The 19,702-nt window shown below is 70.9% G+C and carries 20 protein-coding genes; 9 read left to right on the top strand and 11 right to left on the bottom strand.

Annotated features, from left to right (window positions below):
- Window positions 1–140 precede the first annotated feature (140 nt).
- From lepB (IH45_RS0139070) to IH45_RS0139025, 10 genes are all read right to left on the bottom strand, one after another.
- Window positions 141–866 (bottom strand): signal peptidase I, encoded by a 726-nt coding sequence (gene lepB / locus IH45_RS0139070; RefSeq protein ID WP_030680523.1) that lies wholly within the window; start codon window positions 864–866, stop codon window positions 141–143.
- A 190-nt stretch (window positions 867–1,056) separates the two neighbouring features.
- The gene (gene lepB / locus IH45_RS0139065; RefSeq protein WP_078897995.1) at window positions 1,057–2,034 is read right to left on the bottom strand and encodes a signal peptidase I; all 978 of its coding nucleotides are present in this window, start codon (window positions 2,032–2,034) and stop codon (window positions 1,057–1,059) included.
- The gene (lepB, locus tag IH45_RS0139060) at window positions 1,976–3,142 is read right to left on the bottom strand and encodes a signal peptidase I (RefSeq protein ID WP_030680517.1); all 1,167 of its coding nucleotides are present in this window, start codon (window positions 3,140–3,142) and stop codon (window positions 1,976–1,978) included. The genes lepB (IH45_RS0139065) and lepB (IH45_RS0139060) overlap by 59 nt, the downstream gene beginning before the upstream one ends.
- Before the next feature lie 55 nt (window positions 3,143–3,197).
- Window positions 3,198–4,100, bottom strand: coding sequence for a signal peptidase I (lepB, locus tag IH45_RS0139055; RefSeq protein WP_030680514.1), 903 nt, complete (start codon window positions 4,098–4,100; stop codon window positions 3,198–3,200).
- Window positions 4,101–4,145: 45 nt separating this feature from the next.
- Window positions 4,146–4,493 carry a 50S ribosomal protein L19 gene (rplS, locus tag IH45_RS0139050; protein WP_003980226.1) on the bottom strand — a complete coding sequence of 116 codons (348 nt, stop codon included), beginning with the start codon at window positions 4,491–4,493 and terminating at the stop codon, window positions 4,146–4,148.
- Window positions 4,494–4,624: 131 nt separating this feature from the next.
- Window positions 4,625–5,434 (bottom strand): tRNA (guanosine(37)-N1)-methyltransferase TrmD, encoded by an 810-nt coding sequence (gene trmD / locus IH45_RS0139045; RefSeq protein ID WP_030680511.1) that lies wholly within the window; start codon window positions 5,432–5,434, stop codon window positions 4,625–4,627.
- Window positions 5,434–5,988 (bottom strand): ribosome maturation factor RimM, encoded by a 555-nt coding sequence (rimM, locus tag IH45_RS0139040; RefSeq protein ID WP_030680508.1) that lies wholly within the window; start codon window positions 5,986–5,988, stop codon window positions 5,434–5,436. The genes trmD and rimM overlap by 1 nt, the downstream gene beginning before the upstream one ends.
- 187 nt (window positions 5,989–6,175) lie before the next feature.
- Window positions 6,176–6,415 (bottom strand): RNA-binding protein, encoded by a 240-nt coding sequence (locus IH45_RS0139035; protein WP_003980229.1) that lies wholly within the window; start codon window positions 6,413–6,415, stop codon window positions 6,176–6,178.
- Window positions 6,416–6,417: 2 nt separating this feature from the next.
- On the bottom strand, window positions 6,418–6,858 hold the full coding sequence (gene rpsP / locus IH45_RS0139030; protein WP_003980230.1) for a 30S ribosomal protein S16: 441 nt from the start codon (window positions 6,856–6,858) through the stop codon (window positions 6,418–6,420).
- Window positions 6,859–7,014: 156 nt separating this feature from the next.
- A complete protein-coding gene (locus IH45_RS0139025; RefSeq protein WP_003980231.1) occupies window positions 7,015–7,605 on the bottom strand; it encodes a hypothetical protein in 591 nt (196 codons plus the stop codon).
- An 800-nt stretch (window positions 7,606–8,405) separates the two neighbouring features.
- Between IH45_RS0139025 and IH45_RS0139020 the strand changes: the two genes are divergently transcribed.
- From IH45_RS0139020 to IH45_RS0138980, 9 genes are all read left to right on the top strand, one after another.
- Window positions 8,406–9,281 (top strand): methyltransferase domain-containing protein, encoded by an 876-nt coding sequence (locus tag IH45_RS0139020; protein WP_030680505.1) that lies wholly within the window; start codon window positions 8,406–8,408, stop codon window positions 9,279–9,281.
- A 365-nt stretch (window positions 9,282–9,646) separates the two neighbouring features.
- The gene (gene yhfZ, locus IH45_RS0139015) at window positions 9,647–10,594 is read left to right on the top strand and encodes a GntR family transcriptional regulator YhfZ (RefSeq protein ID WP_030680501.1); all 948 of its coding nucleotides are present in this window, start codon (window positions 9,647–9,649) and stop codon (window positions 10,592–10,594) included.
- Between the two features lie 279 nt (window positions 10,595–10,873).
- On the top strand, window positions 10,874–11,245 hold the full coding sequence (locus IH45_RS0139010; RefSeq protein WP_030680498.1) for a PRD domain-containing protein: 372 nt from the start codon (window positions 10,874–10,876) through the stop codon (window positions 11,243–11,245).
- Window positions 11,242–11,598 (top strand): DUF2620 family protein, encoded by a 357-nt coding sequence (locus tag IH45_RS0139005; RefSeq protein ID WP_030680495.1) that lies wholly within the window; start codon window positions 11,242–11,244, stop codon window positions 11,596–11,598. The genes IH45_RS0139010 and IH45_RS0139005 overlap by 4 nt, the downstream gene beginning before the upstream one ends.
- 85 nt (window positions 11,599–11,683) lie before the next feature.
- On the top strand, window positions 11,684–13,066 hold the full coding sequence (locus tag IH45_RS0139000; protein WP_030680491.1) for a YhfT family protein: 1,383 nt from the start codon (window positions 11,684–11,686) through the stop codon (window positions 13,064–13,066).
- Between the two features lie 35 nt (window positions 13,067–13,101).
- Complete coding sequence (locus tag IH45_RS0138995; protein ID WP_030680486.1) at window positions 13,102–14,112, top strand: phosphotriesterase family protein; 1,011 nt, start codon at window positions 13,102–13,104, stop codon at window positions 14,110–14,112.
- Entirely contained in the window at window positions 14,109–15,353 is a 1,245-nt protein-coding gene (locus tag IH45_RS0138990) for an aminotransferase class V-fold PLP-dependent enzyme (RefSeq protein ID WP_050515496.1), read from the top strand. The genes IH45_RS0138995 and IH45_RS0138990 overlap by 4 nt, the downstream gene beginning before the upstream one ends.
- Window positions 15,354–15,358: 5 nt before the next feature.
- Window positions 15,359–16,546, top strand: a complete 1,188-nt coding sequence (locus IH45_RS0138985) for an alanine racemase (protein ID WP_030680481.1) — start codon at window positions 15,359–15,361, stop codon at window positions 16,544–16,546.
- Entirely contained in the window at window positions 16,543–17,793 is a 1,251-nt protein-coding gene (locus tag IH45_RS0138980) for a phosphopentomutase (RefSeq protein ID WP_030680478.1), read from the top strand. The genes IH45_RS0138985 and IH45_RS0138980 overlap by 4 nt, the downstream gene beginning before the upstream one ends.
- Before the next feature lie 110 nt (window positions 17,794–17,903).
- On the opposite strand, the gene ffh is transcribed toward IH45_RS0138980, so the two are convergent.
- Entirely contained in the window at window positions 17,904–19,454 is a 1,551-nt protein-coding gene (gene ffh, locus IH45_RS0138975) for a signal recognition particle protein (RefSeq protein ID WP_030680477.1), read from the bottom strand.
- Window positions 19,455–19,702: the final 248 nt, after the last annotated feature.

The following is a 19,702-nucleotide window of genomic DNA, read 5'->3' as shown; positions in this document are numbered from 1 at the left end:
CCCCTGCCCCTGCCCCGGCCCCTGCCCCCGTAACAAGACCTCCCGCCGCCGCGACACTCCCGCCCGAGTTTCTGTCCCCCTCAGACGAGCCCTCGCCCCGTACGCCCCGCTCCGGCACCCCACTCGCCTCTTCGGCCACCTCAGCCACTCCTCCGCCTCCTGCGTCGCGCTACCGGCCCGTACGCCGCGCCTCCCAGGATCATTACCGCGCCGGCGATGATCGCGATGGCGATGGTCCGCACCGGGCCGGGCTGCGATGTGCCGCCGGACATCCCCGAGAAGCCGGCCGGGCGTTCCACCATGCCCATGCTGCCGAGCGGCCACGCCCTGGCGTCCACCCGCGCGTCCACCGCGGTGCGCGACACGGTGCCGTGGTCGGCGTCCTGGAGATGCGTCCGGGAGTCCAGCGAGTCGTTGCGGTGGTCACCGAGCAGGAAGAGCTGACCCACCGGGACCTTCGAGCTGAAACCGGTCGGCGAGGCCGGGCCCTTGGCGTGCAGATACGGTTCTTCGACGGGCTTGCCGTTGATCGTCAGTCGGCCGTCCTTGCTGCAGCAGGCAACCGTGTCGCCGCCGACCCCGACGACCCGCTTGACCATCGGCAGATCGCCCCACACGGAGTCCCGGAAGACCACGACGTCGCCCCGCCGCACCTCCGCGCCGTCCACCTGCTCGGCCAGGACCCGGTCCCCCACCCCGATCGTCGGTGCCATGGAGTCGGTCGGCACCGTGTAGGGCCGGTAGGTCAGCGCTCCCCATACGAAGCCGCCCAGGAACAGCACACAGCCGACGGCCATGACCACACCGGACAGCACGCTGCCCGTCGTCCGGCCGCGGTCGCCGCCCGTCCGTTCTCCGCTGCTCATCCCAGCTCCCGCCCCGCGAGCCCGACCCGCGTCGATGATCTGCGACGGCACCCTACCCGGGGGTACGTTCCCCAGTCAGCACCGTGAGCCGTCCGGACAGCGCAACACCGGGCACGCGCGGATGCGTACCCGGTGTCCGAGGTCAGCCTGCTACCGGACCGCGCACCTCGTATGCGCCCCGGTCACCCGTTCAGTCCGACGTCTGCGCCTCGGCCCGAGCGGTCCGCCTGCGGCGCCGCCACAGCACGATCGGCACCGCGCCCGCGAGTCCCAGCGCCGCCGGGGTCGCCGCCATGGCCTTGTTCAGCGCCGGCTGGTCGAACGTGTCCGGCACCGACAGCCACGACCAGCGGTTGACCGGCCAGGCGATGGTGAAGGCGCGACCGACGACCTGCTTGGTCTCGACCGTGCCGTTCCCCTTGAGGTTCGTGTGGTAGCGCGAGTCGAGGGAATCCTGACGGTGGTCGCCCATGACCCAGATGCTGCCCTTGGGCACCGTCATCTTGTCGATGTTCTTGTCACCGCAGGGCGTGTTGCCGGGGAAGAGGTACGAGTCCTCCTTCAGCGGCGTGCCGTTGACCTTGACCGGGCCGTTGCCGTGGCACTCCACCGTGTCGCCGCCGACCGCGATGACCCGCTTGATCAGGTCCTTCTCCTCGGCCGACGGCATCAGGCCGATGAAGCTGAGGACCTGCTGGATCGCGTTGGGCTCGGGGGTGGGAACCTCGTTCAGCCAGCCGCCCGGGTCGTGGAAGACGACGACCTCGCCGCGCTCCGGCTCCGAACCGAACCACGGGGTGAGCTTGTCCACCAGGACCCGGTCGCCGCGCTGCAGGGTGTCCTGCATCGAGTCGGACGGGATGGAGAACGCCTGCACCAGGAACGTCTTGATGACCAGCGCCAGGACCAGCGCGATACCGATGAGGATCGGCAGCTCTTTCCAGAAGGCACGCGGCTTCTTGCCCTTCTTCACGCTGCCGCTCTCCTCCTCGTCCGCCGACTGTTCCTTGTCCATCGAGACTCCCGGACCGGGCGGCCTCCCGGGGCCCGCCGGCTGTCCGGGATCCGCCGGACGCGCCGGTCCGCCGGACGCGGCGGCCCGTGAGGACTCACCGCTTCCTTCCGGCTCTTCGGGCTCTTCGGTTCCGGACCGTGCGCCGACCGCCAAGTCCCCCACATCCACTCCTTACTCCACGCCGCTGCCCGCCCGATCGTCGGTGCAGGCCCACCACTCCCATAACGAGCGGGAGTTCCGCAGGGGTCGGGAGTACGGACAAACTGTCGGAGGACACACTATGCGGCACATGCCCCGACGTCGCCCTCGCACCCGGCGCGTCGCGTACGGTCGCGAAGGTCTCCGGCTCCTCCAGACGGCGCCAGTGCCCCACCGGCCAGGCGATGACCACGGCCCGGCCCACCACGCTGTCGACCGAGATCGTCCCACGGTAGGGCTCGTCCAGGTGATACCGCGAGTCCGCCGAATTGGAGCGGTGGTCGCCCATCACGAAGATCCGCCCGGCGGGAACCTTGACCTCGAATTGGAACTGCGAGGGCGGATTGCCCGGATGTATGTACGGTTCGTCCAGGGGCGTGCCGTTGACCGTGACGTGACCCTGCTTGTCGCAGCACTTGACCGTGTCGCCTCCGACGCCCACCACCCGCTTGATCAGGTCCTGCTCGTCGGCGGACGGCAGCAGCCCGATGAAAGTCAGGAATTCCTTGATCTGCTTGACCACGACGGGGTCGTCGGCAGACTTGACCTGCTCGCCCTTCAGCCAGCCCCCAGGGTCCTTGAAGACGACCACGTCACCGCGCTCGGGCTCGGAGCCGAACCAGGGGGTCAGCTTGTCGACCAGCACCCGGTCACCGATCCGGATCGTCTGCTCCATCGAGCCCGAGGGAATCACGAACGCCTGGACGAGGAAGGTCTTGAGCACCAGCGCGATGGCCAGGGCCACACCGATGAGGATCGGTATCTCTTTGAGGTAGGAGCGACGCCTGCGACGTTTGATGCGGCGCGCCTGGCGCCGCCGCTCGGCGCGCCCTCCTCTGGCGGGCCCGACCGTACGCGTGACGACGCCCACGTCACCGTCGTCCTCCGCGGTCCCGAGGCCGTACGCGCCGCTCGCGTCAGCCCCCGCGCTCCCGCCCGCATACGCGCCGCTCCCGGGGCCCCCGGCTCGGTGCGGCCCGCCCGCGTACCCGCCGTACCTCCCGTACGCTCCGTCCTCGTACGTCCCGTACGAGCCCTCCCCGTACGCCCCCTCCGCGCTCACCGCGCCCGCATCCGCCCCCGTAGCCCCCCGCTGCCCGCGTTTGGGCCGCCCCCGGTTACCCATGGCTGCCTGCCGGGCCCGGTATGCCGTCGAAGGCGCGCGGGCGGTGCAGGGCTGTCCAATGGCCCACCGGCCAGGCGACCCAGTCGGCGCGGCCGATCACCTTGCCGACCGGAACGGTGCCGCCGCCCGGTTCGCCGAGATGGTCCCGTGAGTCACGTGATCTGCCGCGGTGGTCTCCCATGACCCACAGCTTTCCCTCCGGGACCACGATGTCGAACGCGTCGGAGGACGGCGCGTCCCCCGGGTAGAGGTAGCCCTCGGCCACCGGCTCGCCGTTCACCTTGATCCGCCCCCGCTTGTCGCAGCAGGTCACCCGGTCCCCGCCGACGCCGATGACGCGCTTGATGTAGTCGGTGGCCGGGGGCTCGGCCAGGCCCAGCGCCGCGCCCGCTCCCCTGACCAGCCCGGTGACCGGGTTCTCCGACGGTTCGCTCTGCAGGAACGAACCGGTGCCGTCGAAGACGACCACGTCGCCCCGGCGCGGCTCGCCGCCGAAGCGGTACGCCAGCTTGTTCACCAGCACCCGGTCGCCGACCCGCAGGGTGTTCTCCATGGAGGAGCTGGGGATCAGGAACGGCTGTACGACGAAGGCGCTGAGCAACAGCACGAACGCCACGCAGACCGCCAGCAACAGGACGGGCCGGTGCCACAGGGCCACCAGGACCGCCGCCGGCCGGGACGCGAGCCGCCGGAGGCGGGGCGCCCGGCGCCGAGGGGCTTCCTCCTGGGCAGCCGCGCCCTGGGCCGTCTGCTCCTCGGAGGCGGGCCGGTCGGCCTCGTCCCCCTTACCGGAAGAAGGGCGGGCGGAAAAACACGCGGAGCGCGACCCCTGCTCCGGCCCCTGCTCGGGGGCGGGAGAGCGGTCGCGCTCCGAAAGCTGTGCGTCGGTGTCCATCGGACCCTGAGCCTATCCGGCCGGTCCAGGACGCCGGACGTCTGTTCAGCTGTCGCGCTTCTCCTTGATCTTCGCGGCCTTGCCGCGCAGCTCACGGAGGTAGTACAGCTTGGCGCGACGCACGTCACCGCGGGTCACCAGCTCGATCTTCTCGACGATCGGGGTGTGCACGGGGAAGGTGCGCTCGACGCCGACGGAGAAGCTGACCTTGCGGACCGTGAAGGTCTCGCGCACGCCGGCGCCCTGGCGGCGGATGACGACGCCCTTGAACTGCTGCACACGGGAGCGGTTGCCCTCGATGACGCGCACGTGGACGTTGACGGTGTCACCCGGGCGGAAGGCCGGGATGTCGCTGCGCAGCGACGCGGAGTCGACGGAGTCGAGGAGGTTCATGACCCACTGCTTTCTTCGTTGATGCCACAGGTCATCAACGGAACCGGAAGTTCTGATGAGGTTGCCGTTCCGTCGGGCGGGCGTCGTTCCCCCTGTGGCAGGGGCGCGCGCCGGACGCACACAGCAGCTGCCTATTCTTCCACGGCGTCGCTCGTACGCCCAAATCGGCCGTCCGTTCCCTCGGCCCACCCGAGGATGGAGAGGGTTTCCCGGTCCTTCTTGTCGAAGGCGGCCGGGTCGGCGCGCTCGATGAGGTCGGGGCGGTTGCGGTCGGTACGGCGGAACGCCTCGTCGCGGCGCCAGCGGGCGATCTTGCCGTGATGGCCGCTGAGCAGCACCTCGGGGATGCCGCGGCCGCGCCACTCGGGCGGCTTCGTGTAGACCGGCCCCTCCAGGAGGTCCGCCATCGCGCCGGGGGCGAAGGAGTCGTCCTGGTGGGAGGCCGAATTGCCCAGCACGCCGGGCAGCAGCCGGGCGACGGCCTCGACCATGACCAGCACCGGAGCTTCGCCGCCCGCGAGCACATAGTCGCCGATGGAGACCTCGCGGACGTCCACGCGGTCGCCGTACTCCTCGATGACGCGGCGGTCGATGCCCTCGTAGCGCGCCGGGGTGAAGACCAGCCAGGGCTTCTCGGAGAGTTCGACGGCGAGCTGCTGGGTGAAGGGCCTGCCGCTCGGCGTGGGGACGACGATGACCGGGTCGCCCTCCTGGGAGTCGATGACCGAGTCCAGCGCCTCGCCCCACGGCTCGGGCTTCATGACCATGCCGGGGCCGCCGCCGTACGGCGTGTCGTCGACGGTGTTGTGCTTGTCGTGGGCCCAGTCCCGCAGGTCGTGGATGCGCACGTCCAGCTGGCCGCGGGCGCGCGCCTTGCCGACCAGGGAGACGTTGAGCGGTTCCAGGTACTCCGGGAAGATCGTGACGATGTCGAGCCGCATCACACGTCCTCGCCCGCGTCACGGGCCGAGGCCACCTCGGCCTGGCGGTCGTCGAGCAGCCCGGCCGGGGGGTCGACGACGGCCCGCTGCTGCTCCAGGTCGATCTCCGGCACGATCTCGGAGACGAACGGGATCATGATCTCGTCGCCGTCCGGGCGGCGGACGATCAGCAGGTCCTGGTAGGGAAGGTGGGAGATCTCGGTGATGCGCCCGACGGCCGTGCCGTCGGTGGTGACCACGTCGAGATCGATGAGCTGGTGGTCGTAGAACTCCTCGGGGTCCTCGGGGACCTCTTCGGGGTCGACCTCAGCGATCAGCAGCGTGTTGCGCAGCGCCTCGGCGCCCGTACGGTCGCGGACGCCCTCGAAGCGCAGCAGCAGGCGCCCGCTGTGCACCCGGCCGGTTTCGATGGTCAGCGGGCCGGCGGTGGGCGGGTCCGTGGCGAGTACGGCGCCGGGCGCGAGCCGCAGTTCCGGCTCGTCGGTCCGCACCTCGACGGTGACCTCGCCCTTGATGCCGTGGGCGCGGCCGATCCGCGCGACTACCAGCTGCACAGTGGCCCCTCTTCGCGGCGGCCGCCGCCGCTCGCGCGGTGGTGGTGCTCGCCGTCGTGGTTCATCGATCGGTGATTTCGGTCATACAGGCATCGTCGCAGACGCCTATGACAACGGGCCGGGGTGAGCCGTAGCCCTCCCCGGCCCGTGCCGGTACTGCCTGGTCCGGGGACTGCCCCGGTTCTGCTCAGCGGACCTGGTCCACGTCGACGAGGTCGACCCGGATGCCGCGGCCGCCGATGGCGCCTACGACCGTCCGCAGGGCACGCGCGGTGCGGCCGTTGCGGCCGATCACCTTGCCGAGGTCGTCGGGGTGGACCCGGACCTCCAGCACACGCCCGCGGCGCAGGGTGCGCGAGGCGACCTGCACGTCGTCGGGGTTGTCGACGATGCCCTTCACGAGGTGCTCGAGGGCCTCCTCGAGCATGATCAGGACTCGGTCGACTCGGAGGTGGACTCGGCCTCGGCCTCGTCCGCCTTCTTGTCAGCCTTCTTCGCCTTCGGGGTGATCGCCTCACCCTTCGGCTCGTCGCCGGCGTCCTTGGCCAGGGCCTCGAACAGGGCGCTCTTGTCGGCCTTCGGCTCGGCGACCTTCATCGGCGCCGGGGCCGGCAGGCCCTTGAACTTCTGCCAGTCGCCGGTGACCTTGAGGATGGCCAGAACGGGCTCGGTCGGCTGCGCGCCGACACCCAGCCAGTACTGGACACGCTCGGAGTCGACCTCGATGCGCGAGGGGTTCTGCACCGGGTGGTACAGACCGATCTCCTCGATGGCCCGGCCGTCACGGCGGGTACGGGAGTCGGCGATGATGATGCGGTAGTGAGGCGCGCGGATCTTGCCCAGACGCTTCAGCTTGATCTTGACTGCCACGGGAGTGGTGTCTCCTGGTCTTGACGTGGTTGGGCACAACGGGATGCCACGTGGGGTTGCGGTACTCGGAGTGCCCGATGGACGCGCCAGCCGGAGGAGAGAGGGGTCCTGTGCGACTGTCGAGTACAGCTAGCCATTGTGCCACACCACTCCAGGTCAGCCGACCGCGGCCACCTCGGGGATCCGGAACGGTTTGCCGCAGCCGCCGCAGACGATGGGCGCCTGAGCCAGTACGGACGGGACGACCCGGACATTCCTGCCGCAATCACAGACAGCCTTGACGCGTACACCACCACCGGATGAGCCGTGCCGCGCGGCCGGCCCCCGGAAGCTGCGGGCACTGTCGGCCGTGGTCGCCGCGGAGTGCGCCTTGAGGGCTCTGGCGAGCCGCTCGATGGTGGGACGGTAGCGCCTCCGGGCCTCGGGGTTGAGCGTGACCAGCGAGAAGCCGCTGCTCGGGTGCGGCTCGTCGACGTGGTCGAGGCCCAACTCCTCGGCGATGGCCAGGAATCGACGGTTGTGGTAGCGGCCTGCGCGCGAGGTGTCGCGGACGCCGCGGGCGGCGGCGATGCCGTGGACTGCCTCGTGCAGCAGCCGTTCGAAGGAGAGTTCGGCGCCACAGGCGGACGACGACTCCCCGATCAGGGACTCGGGCGCGGCCAGGTCCGGCAGCTCGGGGTGGTGCCGTTGAATGTCGGCCCACGCGAGCGCCAGCTCGGCGGCGAGAACAGGCGGTGTCGTGCTCACGTCGTGACAACGAGCCGGGCCCATCCAGTGTTCCGATTACGGGGCATCTCAAATAATTTGCACGTACCGGTCAGTTTCTGGTCATGGGTTTCGAGGACGGCGTGTGCGCAGAACTGCGGAGAAGGCGCGCGTCAGGCGGCAAGCCGGGGCGTACCCGCGCGTACGCCCCGGCGCGTAAGAGATGTGTACGCGCCGGGGCATCCGAGGCCCGTGGGTCGCGGCGGGACACCGGAGGAGCCCGGTGGGACTCGGCGGCGTGCGCGACGATCGCGATGCTATCGGGAGGCGCGTTGGCACCCGGCACCGCCCCGCCGTCCGTTTGCAGACACCGTACGGCTCTCGTACGCCCGGTTGACGGGCTCCGCGGGCAGCGGGGGTGCGGGTCCTGCCGGAGGACGCGCTCGTTCCGGCCGCCGTCCCCATGCGCCTCCCAACGGGCGCCGGACCCGAGAGGCGCACCGCCGTTTCCGCTCACGGCCTTGCCGGGACGCCTGCCGCCGCAGTACGCCGACGGCCCGAAACCCTTGTTGTCTACGGGAAATACCGTCCGCCTGGGATGTGAGCACGGGCGCCTTCGCCCTGGCGTACATGGTGCGGGCGCGACAGTTTGCGTCGCCGTCCCGAAAAGCACCCCGGCGCACCGAGGGGCGCGCGGGAGACAACCCCGGCGCACCCCTGGACTCGGGCACGGATGGGGAGTTGTCTGGAATGCGGGGGCGCACGACGCGAACACAGGGGCGGGCCACGGGGGCGATCGTTCACTGACAGCTTCGGGTTCTCGGCGGATTGGGGCGCTTTCGATGACACCCACGCTCGTACGGCAACACCTCCGGCAGTCCGGCTCTCCCGGTTCGTACGGCTCCACCGCACCGGCCGACCCCTGTGCTCGCGCCCGTGACTGGGCCGAGATCCAGGAACGGATGCTGGTGCCGCTGTACGAGGCCGTCTACGACCGGATGGATGTCGGGCCGCACACCAGGCTGCTGGGCCTGGGCTGCGGCTCCGGGCTCGCGCTGCTGATCGCCGCCACCCGCGGCGCGCAGGTCTGCGGCGTGGACCTGGACGAACAACGACTGGATCTCGCGCGGGAACGGCTGACGCCCGACTCCGCGCGCCAGGCCCGGGACGGCGCGATGCGCGCCACCGTGCTGGCGTGCGGCGGTCCGGAGCGGGCGGCAGGCCCCGACAGCGGCTCGTTCAACATGGTGACGGCCTTTCACCCCGTCGGCTGCGTCAGCAGTATCGAGGGCCTGACCGCCTCCCTGGGGACGGCGGCCGGGCTCACGGAACGGGGCAGTCCCGTGGTGCTGGGCGGCTGGGGCCCGGTGGAAAGGTGCGCCACGGCGAGCGTGCTACGGGTGGCCCAACGGCTGGCCGATCCCTTGCGTACGGCGGGCGGCTGGCGGCCCAGCGGCCGGGACGATCTGGAGGACCTGGCCGACCGGGTGGGCCTGCGGCCCGACGGTTCGGGACGGGTGGCATGCCCGTTCGGCTACGGCGACCTGCCGAGCGCGGTACGGGGACTGCTGTCCACCGGGCTGTTCGACGCGGCGCTGGAGGTCACCGACCAGGCACAGGTGGAGAAGGAGCTGAGCGAGGCGCTGCATCCGCATCAGCGTCCGGACGGCACGGTGTGGATGCCGAATGTGTTCCGCTACCTCATCGCCCGCACGTGATCTTTGAGGCCCCACCGCCGCTGCCGATCCTGCCGAATCCGCCGATGACCTGACGCCCTGATTCCCGAGAACCCGCCACTGTCCGTGCTGCCCGCTCGGCACCGGCCGAGGCTCCGCCGGCCGCGACGCGGGGTTTCCGGAGCGGTCGGCCCACGCTGTGCCGCACGCCGCCCGTGCCGCGCCCCGCATCCATCCTTGCGCCGTTACGGCGTGCGGCGCAGGCGGTCGCCGCGGCCGAAGCGCGCCCGTCGCGCACTCCCCTCTCCGCGAAGCCGTGAGCCCGCCGAGCACGTCATCGCAGGGCCTCGCGCCTTCACCCTCCCGAGCGATACCCAATATCCAGAATTCTGTTTACTGTCATTTTCATGAACAGCATCGACGAACGGTTCCTGACCCGCAACGGACACGCCGCCCGGCGGCTCGCCGCCCTGCTCATCAACCACCCCGCCGAGGGCGAGGCCGCACGACTCCCCCGCGTGCGCGACCTGGCCGCGGAACTCGGGGTCGGCAACGGCACGGTGCAGGCCGCGCTGCAACTCCTGGAGGAAGCGGGGGCGATGGACACGGTGGCCCGCGGACACCTCGGCACCTTCCTGGTCCGTGCCGACCGCGCCATACTGTGGCGCCTCGCGGGGCTGGGCACCGTCCTCGCCGCGATGCCGTTGCCCCACTCGCGTCGCCACGAGGGCCTGGCGACCGGCTTGCGCGGCGCGTTCGAAAAGGCCGGCGCGCCTTTCGCGATCACCTTCATGCGCGGTGCGGCCACCCGCGTGGCGGCTCTGCTGGAGGGGAAGGTCGAGCTGGCGGTGCTGTCCCGCTTCGCTGCCGACGCCCTGATGGAGCAGCACCCGATCGATTTGATCGCCGATCTCGGGCCGGCCACCTATGCCGGTGCCCACGGGCTGCTGCTGCGGCACGGCGTCCAGCCCGACAGCGAAGGCCTGCGGGTCGCGGTGGACCGCACTTCCGAAGACCAACGAGCCCTGACCGAGCGGGCGTTCGCGGGCCGGACGGATGTGACCTGGCTGGAGAGTTCGTTCATGCAGCTGTACGACCTGTTCGCGCAGGACCGGGCCGACGCCACCGTCTGGAATCTCGACGAGATACCGGGACAGCTGGCCGGAGAGGTGGACGTACTACCTCTCGACGACGAGATGACCGGCGATGTCTCACCCCGCAATTGCAGCGCGGCACTGATAGCCCGGAAGGAGGGCAGCGATGCGCTGGCAGCGGTGAGCGGGGCGCTCGACCTGGAGGCCGTCACCAGCCTGCAGACCGAGGTGCTGCGAGGGGAGCGCATGCCTTCCTACTGAGATTGCCGGCCGTTCAAGGGCACCGGGCCGGGTCGGACCTGGCCAGGCCGCCGCCCTGTCGACTCCGGCGGAGCTGATGCGCCGGCCTGACCACGGCATCGGGTCTGCCCACGGCGCCAGGCCTAACTGCGGCATCGGGTCTGCCCACGGCACCCAGCCCAACTGCGGCTTCGGGCCAACCCGCGACATCAGGCCCGCTCGCCGGTGATACCTCCGCGTTTCGCACGCGGTTCGAGAAGACAAGACCTGTCTGTTGGCTACTGGAGGGGAGGGACGGCCATGGAAGCCCTGCTCGCGCGGCGGATCCGGCTCTTCGTGGAGAGCGGTCAGGTGCGGCCCGAGGTGGCCGCGTTCGTCCGCGCCGAACTGGATGCACTGGCTGCCGAAGGGTGCGCGGTCACCGAGGACTCCGCGGGCATGCTCACCAGCCATCTGCTGATGGCGCTGACCCGGCTGCAGGACGGCGGGCCGGTGGAGGATTTCCGTACCGACGACGTGGCCGCCGCGGAACTGGCGGAGCATCCCCGAGCCGTCCGCCGCGCCCGTGCCGTCTCCGTACGAGCCGGGCGCGCCCTTGGTGCCCCGCTCCCCGAGTCCGAGATCAACTTTCTGGCGATGCACTTCGCCGTACTGCGAAAGGACACACCATGACGACCATCCTCACCGGCGGTATCGGCAAGACCGCGGTCGCGGACGCGGTACGGCGGCTGGCGCCGGCCGGCGTCGAGGTCGTGGTCAGCAATGACATGGATGCCGTGGCGCTGCTGCAAGCAGGCCGGGCCGACTATTTCCTGGGGACCTGCCAGACCGGGGCCGGGGCGTCGCTGGGCGTCCTGGTCGGGCTCATGGGCTCCGCCACCTGTCACACCTTCGGCCGCTCCGTTCCCTCGGAGGACGAGATCGGCGCCCTGCTGGACCAGGGCAAGCGGGTATTCGGCTTCGCCGTGGACCAGATCGACGCGATCGCGCCCGCGCTGGTCGTGGCCATAGCCAGCCGGGACTGACCGCGCCGGGCCCTCGGGTTCCGGCAGGCCCCGGCCCCGCGGGCCGTACGTTCCGATGACATGCCAGGGCACAAAGGAGTGACCCGTGAGCAGCACCGTCCTCGCCGTGAGCACCGGTCTCGACTTCACGTTCGCGCAGCAACTGACCGTCGTAGTGCTGTGCGCGCTGACCGCCTTCCTCGCGCACCTGGCACTGGCCGTCTTCAACGACGGCGTCCGGCCCTTCATGCTCGACTTCGTCCAGGGCCGTACGACCCGGAGCGCCACCACGGCGGTCTCCTTCGGGCTCTCCGCCGGGTTCATCTTCGGGCTGGGCGCGCCGATGGCCCTCTCCTCCGGGGTGCTCAACCCGTGGCTGCTGTTCCTGCCCACCGACATCCTGGGCCTTCTCGCGCCGAAGAAGTGGCTCGCGCCGCTGCTGGGCGGCGCGTGGGGCGGGGTGGTCGTGTTCGGTCTGAACCGTGCCAACAGCCTCGCGCACGATCTCCCGGTCGACTTTCTGACGGCCCTGCAGCAGATGGCGACGCCGATCCTCTTCCTCTTCGCGCTGTTTCCGGTGCTGGCGATCACCAAGCAGTTCGGGAGGCTGCTCGGTGGTCTGGCCGGTGTGGTGGAGCTGGCACTGGTCGTGCTGACGATGAAGGTGTGGCCCGATGTGTTCGCGGGGGCGCCGGCCATGGCGGTCGGTGTGCTGCTCCTCATCGGCTTCGCGGTGGCCAGGGACGTACGGCAGCGCCGGGCGGCGGAGCGGGCCGTCGTGGGCGCGGTGCCATCAGCGGGCGGAGAGGCCTCGACGGCCACGGCCGGCAGGCCGCCCGGAGACGCGGATCCGATGGCGTCGTTGTTCGGCACCAGTGCGGCACGGCTGCGTCGGCACCTGCCGTTGTTCATGGTGCTGGGCGCGGGCGTCTGTCTGCTGTGCCAGCTGCATGTGTTCGGCGGTGGGGAGGCGACCAGTTTCCTGGTCGCCAAGGGGCAGTATGCGGAAGCCGCACAGGTCGACTTCTATCGGGCCCTCGGATTCATTCCGTTGATCGCCACCACCGCGCTTGCCTCCGGCGCGTACGGCATCGTCGGCTTCACCCTCGTCTACCCCATCGGCTATCTGCTGCCGAGCCCCTGGCTGGCCTTGGTCTGCGGTGCCCTGGTGTTCGCCGTCGAGGTGCTGGCGCTGAGCTGGATAGGCAAGGCGCTGGGCAGGCTGCCGTCGGTGCGCGACGCCTCGGAGCATCTGCGCGGCGCCATTGGCGACACCCTGCACCTGGCGATTCTCTTCGGTTCCCTGATGGCGGCCCATGCCATGGGCGGTGGGCTCGGAATCTTCATAGCCGGCGGTCTCTACCTGCTCAATGAGGCCATGGGCCGGGTGGTGGTCCGGATGGCCGCCGCGCCCGCCGCGGTCGTGGTGACCGGCATCGTCCTCAACGTTCTCCACTGGCTGCACCTCTTCACCCCGATCAAGACCTGAGCAGGCGTGTGGGCACGCCGGAAAGGCAGCGCGTCATGAACTCTCTGCTGCGGACCGTCACCGGCCCGCTGTCCGTATCCGCCGTGCAGGGCCCCGTGCTCGCCCACGAGCATCTGGCCCTCGACCTTTCCCGGCCCACCGACCGTACGGCGTCGCTGACGGCCCGGCATGCCGTAGCGGTGGCCGGTGAACTGGCCGATCTGCGGGAGCGGTTCGGGCTGTCGCTCGTCGTCGAGCTGACCTGTCGGGGCATGGGGCGGGACCCTGCTGCGCTGGTCCGTATCTCCCGGGAGTCGGGGGTCGCGGTCGTGGCGGGCACCGGCTGGTACCACGAGGCCTTCCATCCGGCCGAGGTGGACGGCGCGAGCGTCGAGGAGCTGGCGGACACCCTGGTCGCGGAGGTCCAGGACGGCATGGGCGCCGATGGGCCCTTCCCCGGTGTCATCGGAGAGGCCGGCAGTCATGGGGACCTGCCGAGTGAGCCGGAGGTTCGTACGCTCACCGCGGCCGCCCGTGCCGCCGTCACCACAGGTCTGTCGCTGGCGACCCACGCGCAGCTGGGGCGCGGCGGCCTCGCCCAGTTGGATGTGCTGACCGCGGCCGGTCTGGAACCACATCGGATCAGCCTTGGCCACCAGGACCTGCTCGACGACCCCGCGGCCCATCGGGAGCTGGCGGCGGCGGGTGCGTACGTCGCCTTCGACACTGTCGGGAAGGAGAGCTATCAGAGCGACGCCACCCGGCTGCGGCTGCTGCTCGCGTTGCTGGAGGCCGGGCACGCCGACCGCGTACTGCTCAGCTGCGACATCTCGCGACACGGCTACTTGATCGGCGATGGCGGTCATGGGTACGGGCATGTGTTCCGGTCGTTCCTGCCGCGCCTGCGGGCCGCCGGAGCCGACGACGAGCTGATCGATCTTCTGACCCGCCGCAATCCGCTGCGCTTCCTCACGGGCCGGGACGGTACGGCCGGGCGGCCGGTTGGGCACCGCACCACGGTCGCCCTCCGGGGCAGCGGTCGGGCGGGAAGGGAGGCACCGGCATGAGCGTGCGGTTGCCCCGGACGTATCCGTTGCCGACGGTCGCGTTGGAGGACGCGGTGGCGGACCAGTTCCGGCTGATGGAGTGCGTGGCCCGGCATTTCGAGGGCCCGCAGCTCTTCGAGGCGGATGCGGGTGTGGTGCCGGGGCTGGGGCGTCCGCGTACCACCGCGCGGGTCGAGGCCGTCCTTGCGGAGTTCTTCGGGGCTCCGGCCGCGGCACTGGTGCAGGGCGCGGGCACGGGCGCCATCCGGGCCGCGCTCGGCGCCGTGCTCCGTGCGGACGACCCGCTGCTCGTGCACCGCGCACCGGTCTACCGCACCACCGGTTTCACCTTGCGCGGGCTGGGCGTGGAGACGGTCGAGGCGGACTTCAACGACCGTGTCGCGTTGGACCGGGCGCTGGTCTCCGGACGGGTCCGATGGGCGTTCGTCCAGCACGCCCGGCAGCGGGCGGCGGATTCCTACGACCCGGGCGAGGTGCTCGCCGCCTGCCGGGCCGCCGGCGTGCGCACCGTCGTGGACGACAACTACGCGGTCTTCCGCGTGCCGCGATGTGGCGTGGAGCTGGGCGCGGACGCTTCGTGTTTCTCGCTGTTCAAGCTGCACGGCCCGGAAGGGGTGGGTGCCGTCGTCGGAGCGCGGGACCTGGTGGAGCGGGTGCATGACGACAACTACTCCGGCGGCGGCCAGGTACAGGGACACCAGGCACTGGATGCACTGCGGGCACTCAGCCACGTACCGGTGATGTGGGCGGTGCAGTCCAGGGTGAGTACGGAGATCGCCGAGCGGTTGGCGGCTGGTGAGGTGCCCGGGGTCGCCGAGGTGCGGATCGCCAATGTGCAGGACCGTTGTCTGCTGCTCCGACTGGACCGGCCGGTCGCCGGCGCGGTGCCGGACGCCGCGGCCCGGTACGGCGCCGCCCCGTATCCCGTCGGCGCCAACTCCCGTTACGAGATCGCTCCGCTCTTCTACCGGATGTCCCGGTCCGCCCTGGAGGACGCGCCGGATCTTGCCGACTGGACGGTGCGGATCAACCCGATGCGAGCGGGGGCGGACCTGGTGATCGACATCCTCCGGCGCGCGCTGCATGATCTGCGCGACGTTCCCGGACATGGCCGCCGGACCACCGCCGCTCCCGTACGTGAATCCGGCCTCGTACCGCCGCCCGCACCCGAGGCTGCCTCGAATGCCGCACGCCCCGCGCACAGCGCGTACGGCTCACGCGATCACGAGAATGGGGGCTGATCGCCGTGTTCCTCGATACCGTCCTCGCGCGCAATCCCCGGCTGGTCGATTGCGCCGCCGAGCTGCACCGCACCGGCGCGGTGGAACCGGACACGTATGTCGTGGATCTGGACGCCGTCGAGGCCAATGCCGCGCTGCTGGCGAAGGCGGCGGGCCGGTGGGGCCTCGATCTGTGGTTCGTGGCCAAGCAGATCGGGCGCAACCCCGAGCTGGTCCGGGCCGTCGCCCGCCATCTCCCCCGTTTTGCCGCCATCGACGCGCGCGAAGCCCGCACGCTGCACGCGGCGGGTGCGCAGGCCGGAAATGTGGGCCACCTGGTGCAGATCCCCCACCGTGCGCTGCCCGAGGTGCTTGCCTGGCGTCCCGAGGCGATCACCGTCTTCGACCTGGCCAATGCCCGTGCCGTCTCGGACGCTGCCCGCCAACTGAGTCGGGTGCAGGATGTTTTGATACGGATCGAGGGCGCGCCCGGCACGGTTCATCCGGGTCAGGAGGGCGGCGTGCCGCTCAGTGGCCTGGAGGGCTTTGCGGCCGAGGCGGAGCGGATGCCCGGCATCCGTCTGGCCGGCGTCACCGCCTTCCCGTGCGTGAAGTGCGAGTCCGGGTCCCGGCAGCCGCACCCCACCGGAACCTTCGAACTGGTTCGCCGGGCGCATGTGTTGCTGACCGCTCGCGGGTACAGGAAACCGAAGCTGAGCGCTCCGGGCGTCACCTGCGCGGCCACCTTGCCGCTGCTCGCTGAACTGGGTGCCACGCACGGCGAGCCCGGCCACGCCCTCACCGGCACCACCCCGCTGCACGCCGTCGACCGGGAGCAGCCGGAGCGGCCCGCGTATGTGTACGTCACCGAGGTTGCGCACCTTCTCGCCGCCGGCCGGCCCGCCCTCCATGGCGGCGGCTTCTACCCCCGGTCCGGCGTCGAGTCGGCGTTGATCCCCCGGACCGGTGCTCGGCTCGCCGTCCAGACGGCCCCTGCCGAGAACATCGACTATTACCGTCTGCTGGCGCCCGGGGACGCGCGGCCCGGCGACACCGCCGTCCTGGCGTTCCGTACGCAGATCTTCGTCACCCGGAGCGACGTCGCTGTCGTCGCCGGTCTCAGCGTCGGCAGCCCGCGACTGTCCGGCCGCTATGACGCGCTCGGCCGGCCGCTGCCGGAGACCGCGGCCGGGAGAGGCGCGGGTGGGTCATGAGCAGGATCGTCATTCTCGTCGTCGACGGCTTCGGGGTCGGCGCGATGCCCGATGCGGCAGTGTCGCGGCCCGGTGACGCTGCCGCCGACACACTGGGCCACCTCCTCGACGATCACCGTTCGGCCACTGGTCCCCGGCTCCCGCTGCCCGTCCTGGAAGCTCTCGGCCTCGGTCTCGTGCACCCGCATCCGGACCTCGCACCGACGCCGTCCCTCCCGGTGGCCGCGGGCCGTGCCGCGCTCGGCTATCCGGGCGCCGATACCTACGCCGGGCATCAGACGATGGTGGGGGCCGACTTCAGCCGGGTGACCGTGGCCCGGCTCGCCGACCACCTCGGCGAGGTCGCCGCGGCCCTTCGGGCGAGCGGGCGCCGTGCGGATCTCCTCGCCGGGCGCCCCCTGCTGGTCGTGGACGGGCGGGTTCTCGTCCACGACAACCTGGAAGCGGACCCGGGCGTCAACTGGAACGTCTCCGGCCGGTTGGAGGACAGCCCGTTCGCGGAGATCCTCGGCATCGCGCGGGTGGTGCGTTCGGTGGCGCCCGTGGCCCGGGTGATCGCCGTGGGCGGCCGTGCCGACGGTCCGCTGGACGGTTTCGTACGCGACGGTGGTCTCGGCACGGTCGGGCTGGACACCCCGGCGAGCGGTTTCTACCGGAACGGCGGGCTGGCGGTGCAGCACCTCGGAGCGCCGCTGGATCATGCCCGTCGGCTGCCGGAGCTGGCGGCCGGGGCCGGTGTCCCCGTCACCCTCGTGGGTAAGGCCGCGGACGTCCTGGCCTGCGATGCGGCGCTGTGCTGCCCCGCCGTCGGCACCGCCGAGGTCTTCGCGCTCGTCCTCGACGCCGTACGCCGGGCGCCGGACACCGCGCTGATCGTCGGCAACGTCCAGGAGACGGATCTGGCGGGGCACCAGCAGGACGCCTCGCGTTACGCCGCCGTGCTCCGGCAGACCGATGCAGGGCTGGGCGCGCTGCTGCGGCTCCTCTCGTCGCCCGGCGACCGCTTGATCGTTACGGGTGATCACGGCAACGACCCGGTCATCGGCCACGCCCACCACACCCGTGAGTACGTGCCGGTACTGATCCACCGTCCCGAGGCCGCAGGTTTCGGCCGTCTGCCGACGGCCCGAAGCCTGGCGGATGTGGGGGCGACGGCGGCGGCCGCGCTCGGACTGCGTGCTGCCGCGCTGGGGAAGGGCACACCTCTGCTGCTGCCTGCGGGCGGATCGGCGGGTGTGCCGCGATGAATACGCGCACGAGCCCCCGACCGGGGGTCCGGCCGGGGGCTCGATCAGAACGCTGGGCGCCGTGTGCGGTTCCCGGTGCGGCGCGGACCGACCAGGAACCGAAGGGGGCGCTAGCCCATGAACTTCTTGAACTCGTCGGGGAGTTCAAAGTTCTTCGCGTCGCCGCCCTGCGGCAGGCCCAGCGGGTTGCCGGACTGCGCGGCCTCGCGGCGTGCGGCAGCGGCCTCCTCCTCGGCCTTCCGCTTCATGGGGTTGCCGCTCTTGCGCTTGCCCTTGGCCTGCTTCTGCTGCTTCTTCTTCTTGGCGCCGCCACCGCCCATGCCCGGCATCCCGGGCATTCCCGGCATGCCGCCGCCCTGGGCCATCTTGGACATCATCTTGCGGGCGTCGAAGAAGCGCTCGACCAGGTTCTTGACCGCGCTGACGTCGACGCCGGAGCCCTTGGCGATACGGGCCCGGCGCGAGCCGTTGATGATCGTCGGGTCCTGGCGCTCGCCGGGCGTCATCGACTTGATGATCGCGGCCGTACGGTCGACCTCGCGCTCGTCCAGGTTGTTGATCTGCTCCTTCATCTGCCCCATACCGGGCAGCATGCCGAGCAGCTTGGAGATGGAGCCCATCTTGCGGACCTGCTCCATCTGGGCCAGGAAGTCGTCGAGGGTGAAGTCCTTGCCCTTGCTGCTCGCCAGCTTGGAGGCCATCTTCTCGGCCTCTTGCTGGCTGAAGGTCTGCTCCGCCTTCTCGATCAGCGTGAGCATGTCGCCCATGCCGAGGATGCGGGACGCCATGCGGTCCGGGTGGAACGCGTCGAAGTCGTCCAGCTTCTCGCCGTTGGAGGCGAACATGATCTGCTTGCCGGTGACGTGCGCGATGGAGAGCGCGGCACCACCGCGGGCGTCGCCGTCCAGCTTGGAGAGCACGACGCCGTCGAAGCCGACGCCGTCGCGGAACGCCTCCGCGGTGTTGACCGCGTCCTGGCCGATCATGGCGTCGACGACGAAGAGGACCTCGTCCGGCTTGACCGCGTCGCGGATGTCCGCGGCCTGCTGCATCAGCTCCTGGTCGATGCCGAGGCGGCCCGCGGTGTCGACGATGACCACGTCGTGCTGCTTGGCACGGGCGAACTCGATCGAGTCCTGAGCGACCTTGACCGGGTCGCCGACGCCGTTGCCCGGCTCAGGCGCGAAGATCGCGACGTTGGCGCGCTCGGCGACGACCGAGAGCTGGTTGACCGCGTTGGGGCGCTGGAGGTCACAGGCGACCAGCAGCGGCGCGTGGCCCTGCTGCTTGAGCCAGTTGCCGAGCTTTCCGGCGAGGGTCGTCTTACCGGCACCCTGCAGACCGGCGAGCATGATGACCGTCGGAGGGTTCTTGGCGAAGCGCAGCCGGCGGGTCTCGCCGCCGAGGATGCCGACGAGCTCCTCGTTGACGATCTTGATGACCTGCTGGGCAGGGTTGAGCGCCTGGGAGACCTCGGCGCCGGTCGCCCGCTCCTTGACCTGCTTGATGAAGGCCCGGACGACGGGCAGCGCGACGTCGGCCTCCAGCAGGGCGATACGGATCTCGCGCGCCGTGGCGTCGATGTCCGCCTCGCTCAAGCGGCCTTTGCCCCGGAGGTTTTTGAAAGTACTCGCCAAGCGGTCGGAAAGCGTATCGAACACGGCGGTCGTCGATCCTCGGGGTCGGGGGCAGGGTCAAGTCGGCTTCTAGGGTATCCGCACGGGCAGGCAACGTGTCCCTGCCCGCCGGGAAGGGCCGCCGGGACGGGATCGCGCTCGACCGCCGGAGCGGTCCGCGCATGGCGCGGGCGCCTCCTGCGGGTGCCGCCTCCACCGTCTCACGGGGGTGGGGCGAGCGGGCAGCCCGTACCGGGATTGGAGACGGGATGGGGGCGGGGGTGGTTCCTGGG

The organism is Streptomyces rimosus subsp. rimosus (assembly GCF_000720725.1).
In the GTDB taxonomy this organism is placed as follows: domain Bacteria; phylum Actinomycetota; class Actinomycetes; order Streptomycetales; family Streptomycetaceae; genus Streptomyces; species Streptomyces rimosus_A.
This window is presented reverse-complemented; position numbering and strand designations above follow the sequence as displayed.

Bases quoted from the DNA above. Each gene is read 5' to 3' on its own strand.
- rplS (WP_003980226.1), bottom strand. From the start codon at position 4,493: ATGAACCTCCTCGACTCCGTCGACTCCGCGTCGCTGCGCAGCGACATC.
- yhfZ (WP_030680501.1), top strand. From the start codon at position 9,647: ATGAACAGCATCGACGAACGGTTCCTGACCCGCAACGGACACGCCGCC.
- IH45_RS0139010 (WP_030680498.1), top strand. From the start codon at position 10,874: ATGGAAGCCCTGCTCGCGCGGCGGATCCGGCTCTTCGTGGAGAGCGGT.
- IH45_RS0138995 (WP_030680486.1), top strand. From the start codon at position 13,102: ATGAACTCTCTGCTGCGGACCGTCACCGGCCCGCTGTCCGTATCCGCC.
- IH45_RS0139035 (WP_003980229.1), bottom strand. From the start codon at position 6,415: ATGCTCGAGGAGGCCCTCGAGCACCTCGTGAAGGGCATCGTCGACAAC.
- IH45_RS0138980 (WP_030680478.1), top strand. From the start codon at position 16,543: ATGAGCAGGATCGTCATTCTCGTCGTCGACGGCTTCGGGGTCGGCGCG.
- trmD (WP_030680511.1), bottom strand. From the start codon at position 5,434: ATGCGGCTCGACATCGTCACGATCTTCCCGGAGTACCTGGAACCGCTC.
- lepB (WP_030680514.1), bottom strand. From the start codon at position 4,100: ATGGACACCGACGCACAGCTTTCGGAGCGCGACCGCTCTCCCGCCCCC.
- lepB (WP_030680523.1), bottom strand. From the start codon at position 866: ATGAGCAGCGGAGAACGGACGGGCGGCGACCGCGGCCGGACGACGGGC.
- IH45_RS0139020 (WP_030680505.1), top strand. From the start codon at position 8,406: ATGACACCCACGCTCGTACGGCAACACCTCCGGCAGTCCGGCTCTCCC.
- IH45_RS0138990 (WP_050515496.1), top strand. From the start codon at position 14,109: ATGAGCGTGCGGTTGCCCCGGACGTATCCGTTGCCGACGGTCGCGTTG.
- IH45_RS0139005 (WP_030680495.1), top strand. From the start codon at position 11,242: ATGACGACCATCCTCACCGGCGGTATCGGCAAGACCGCGGTCGCGGAC.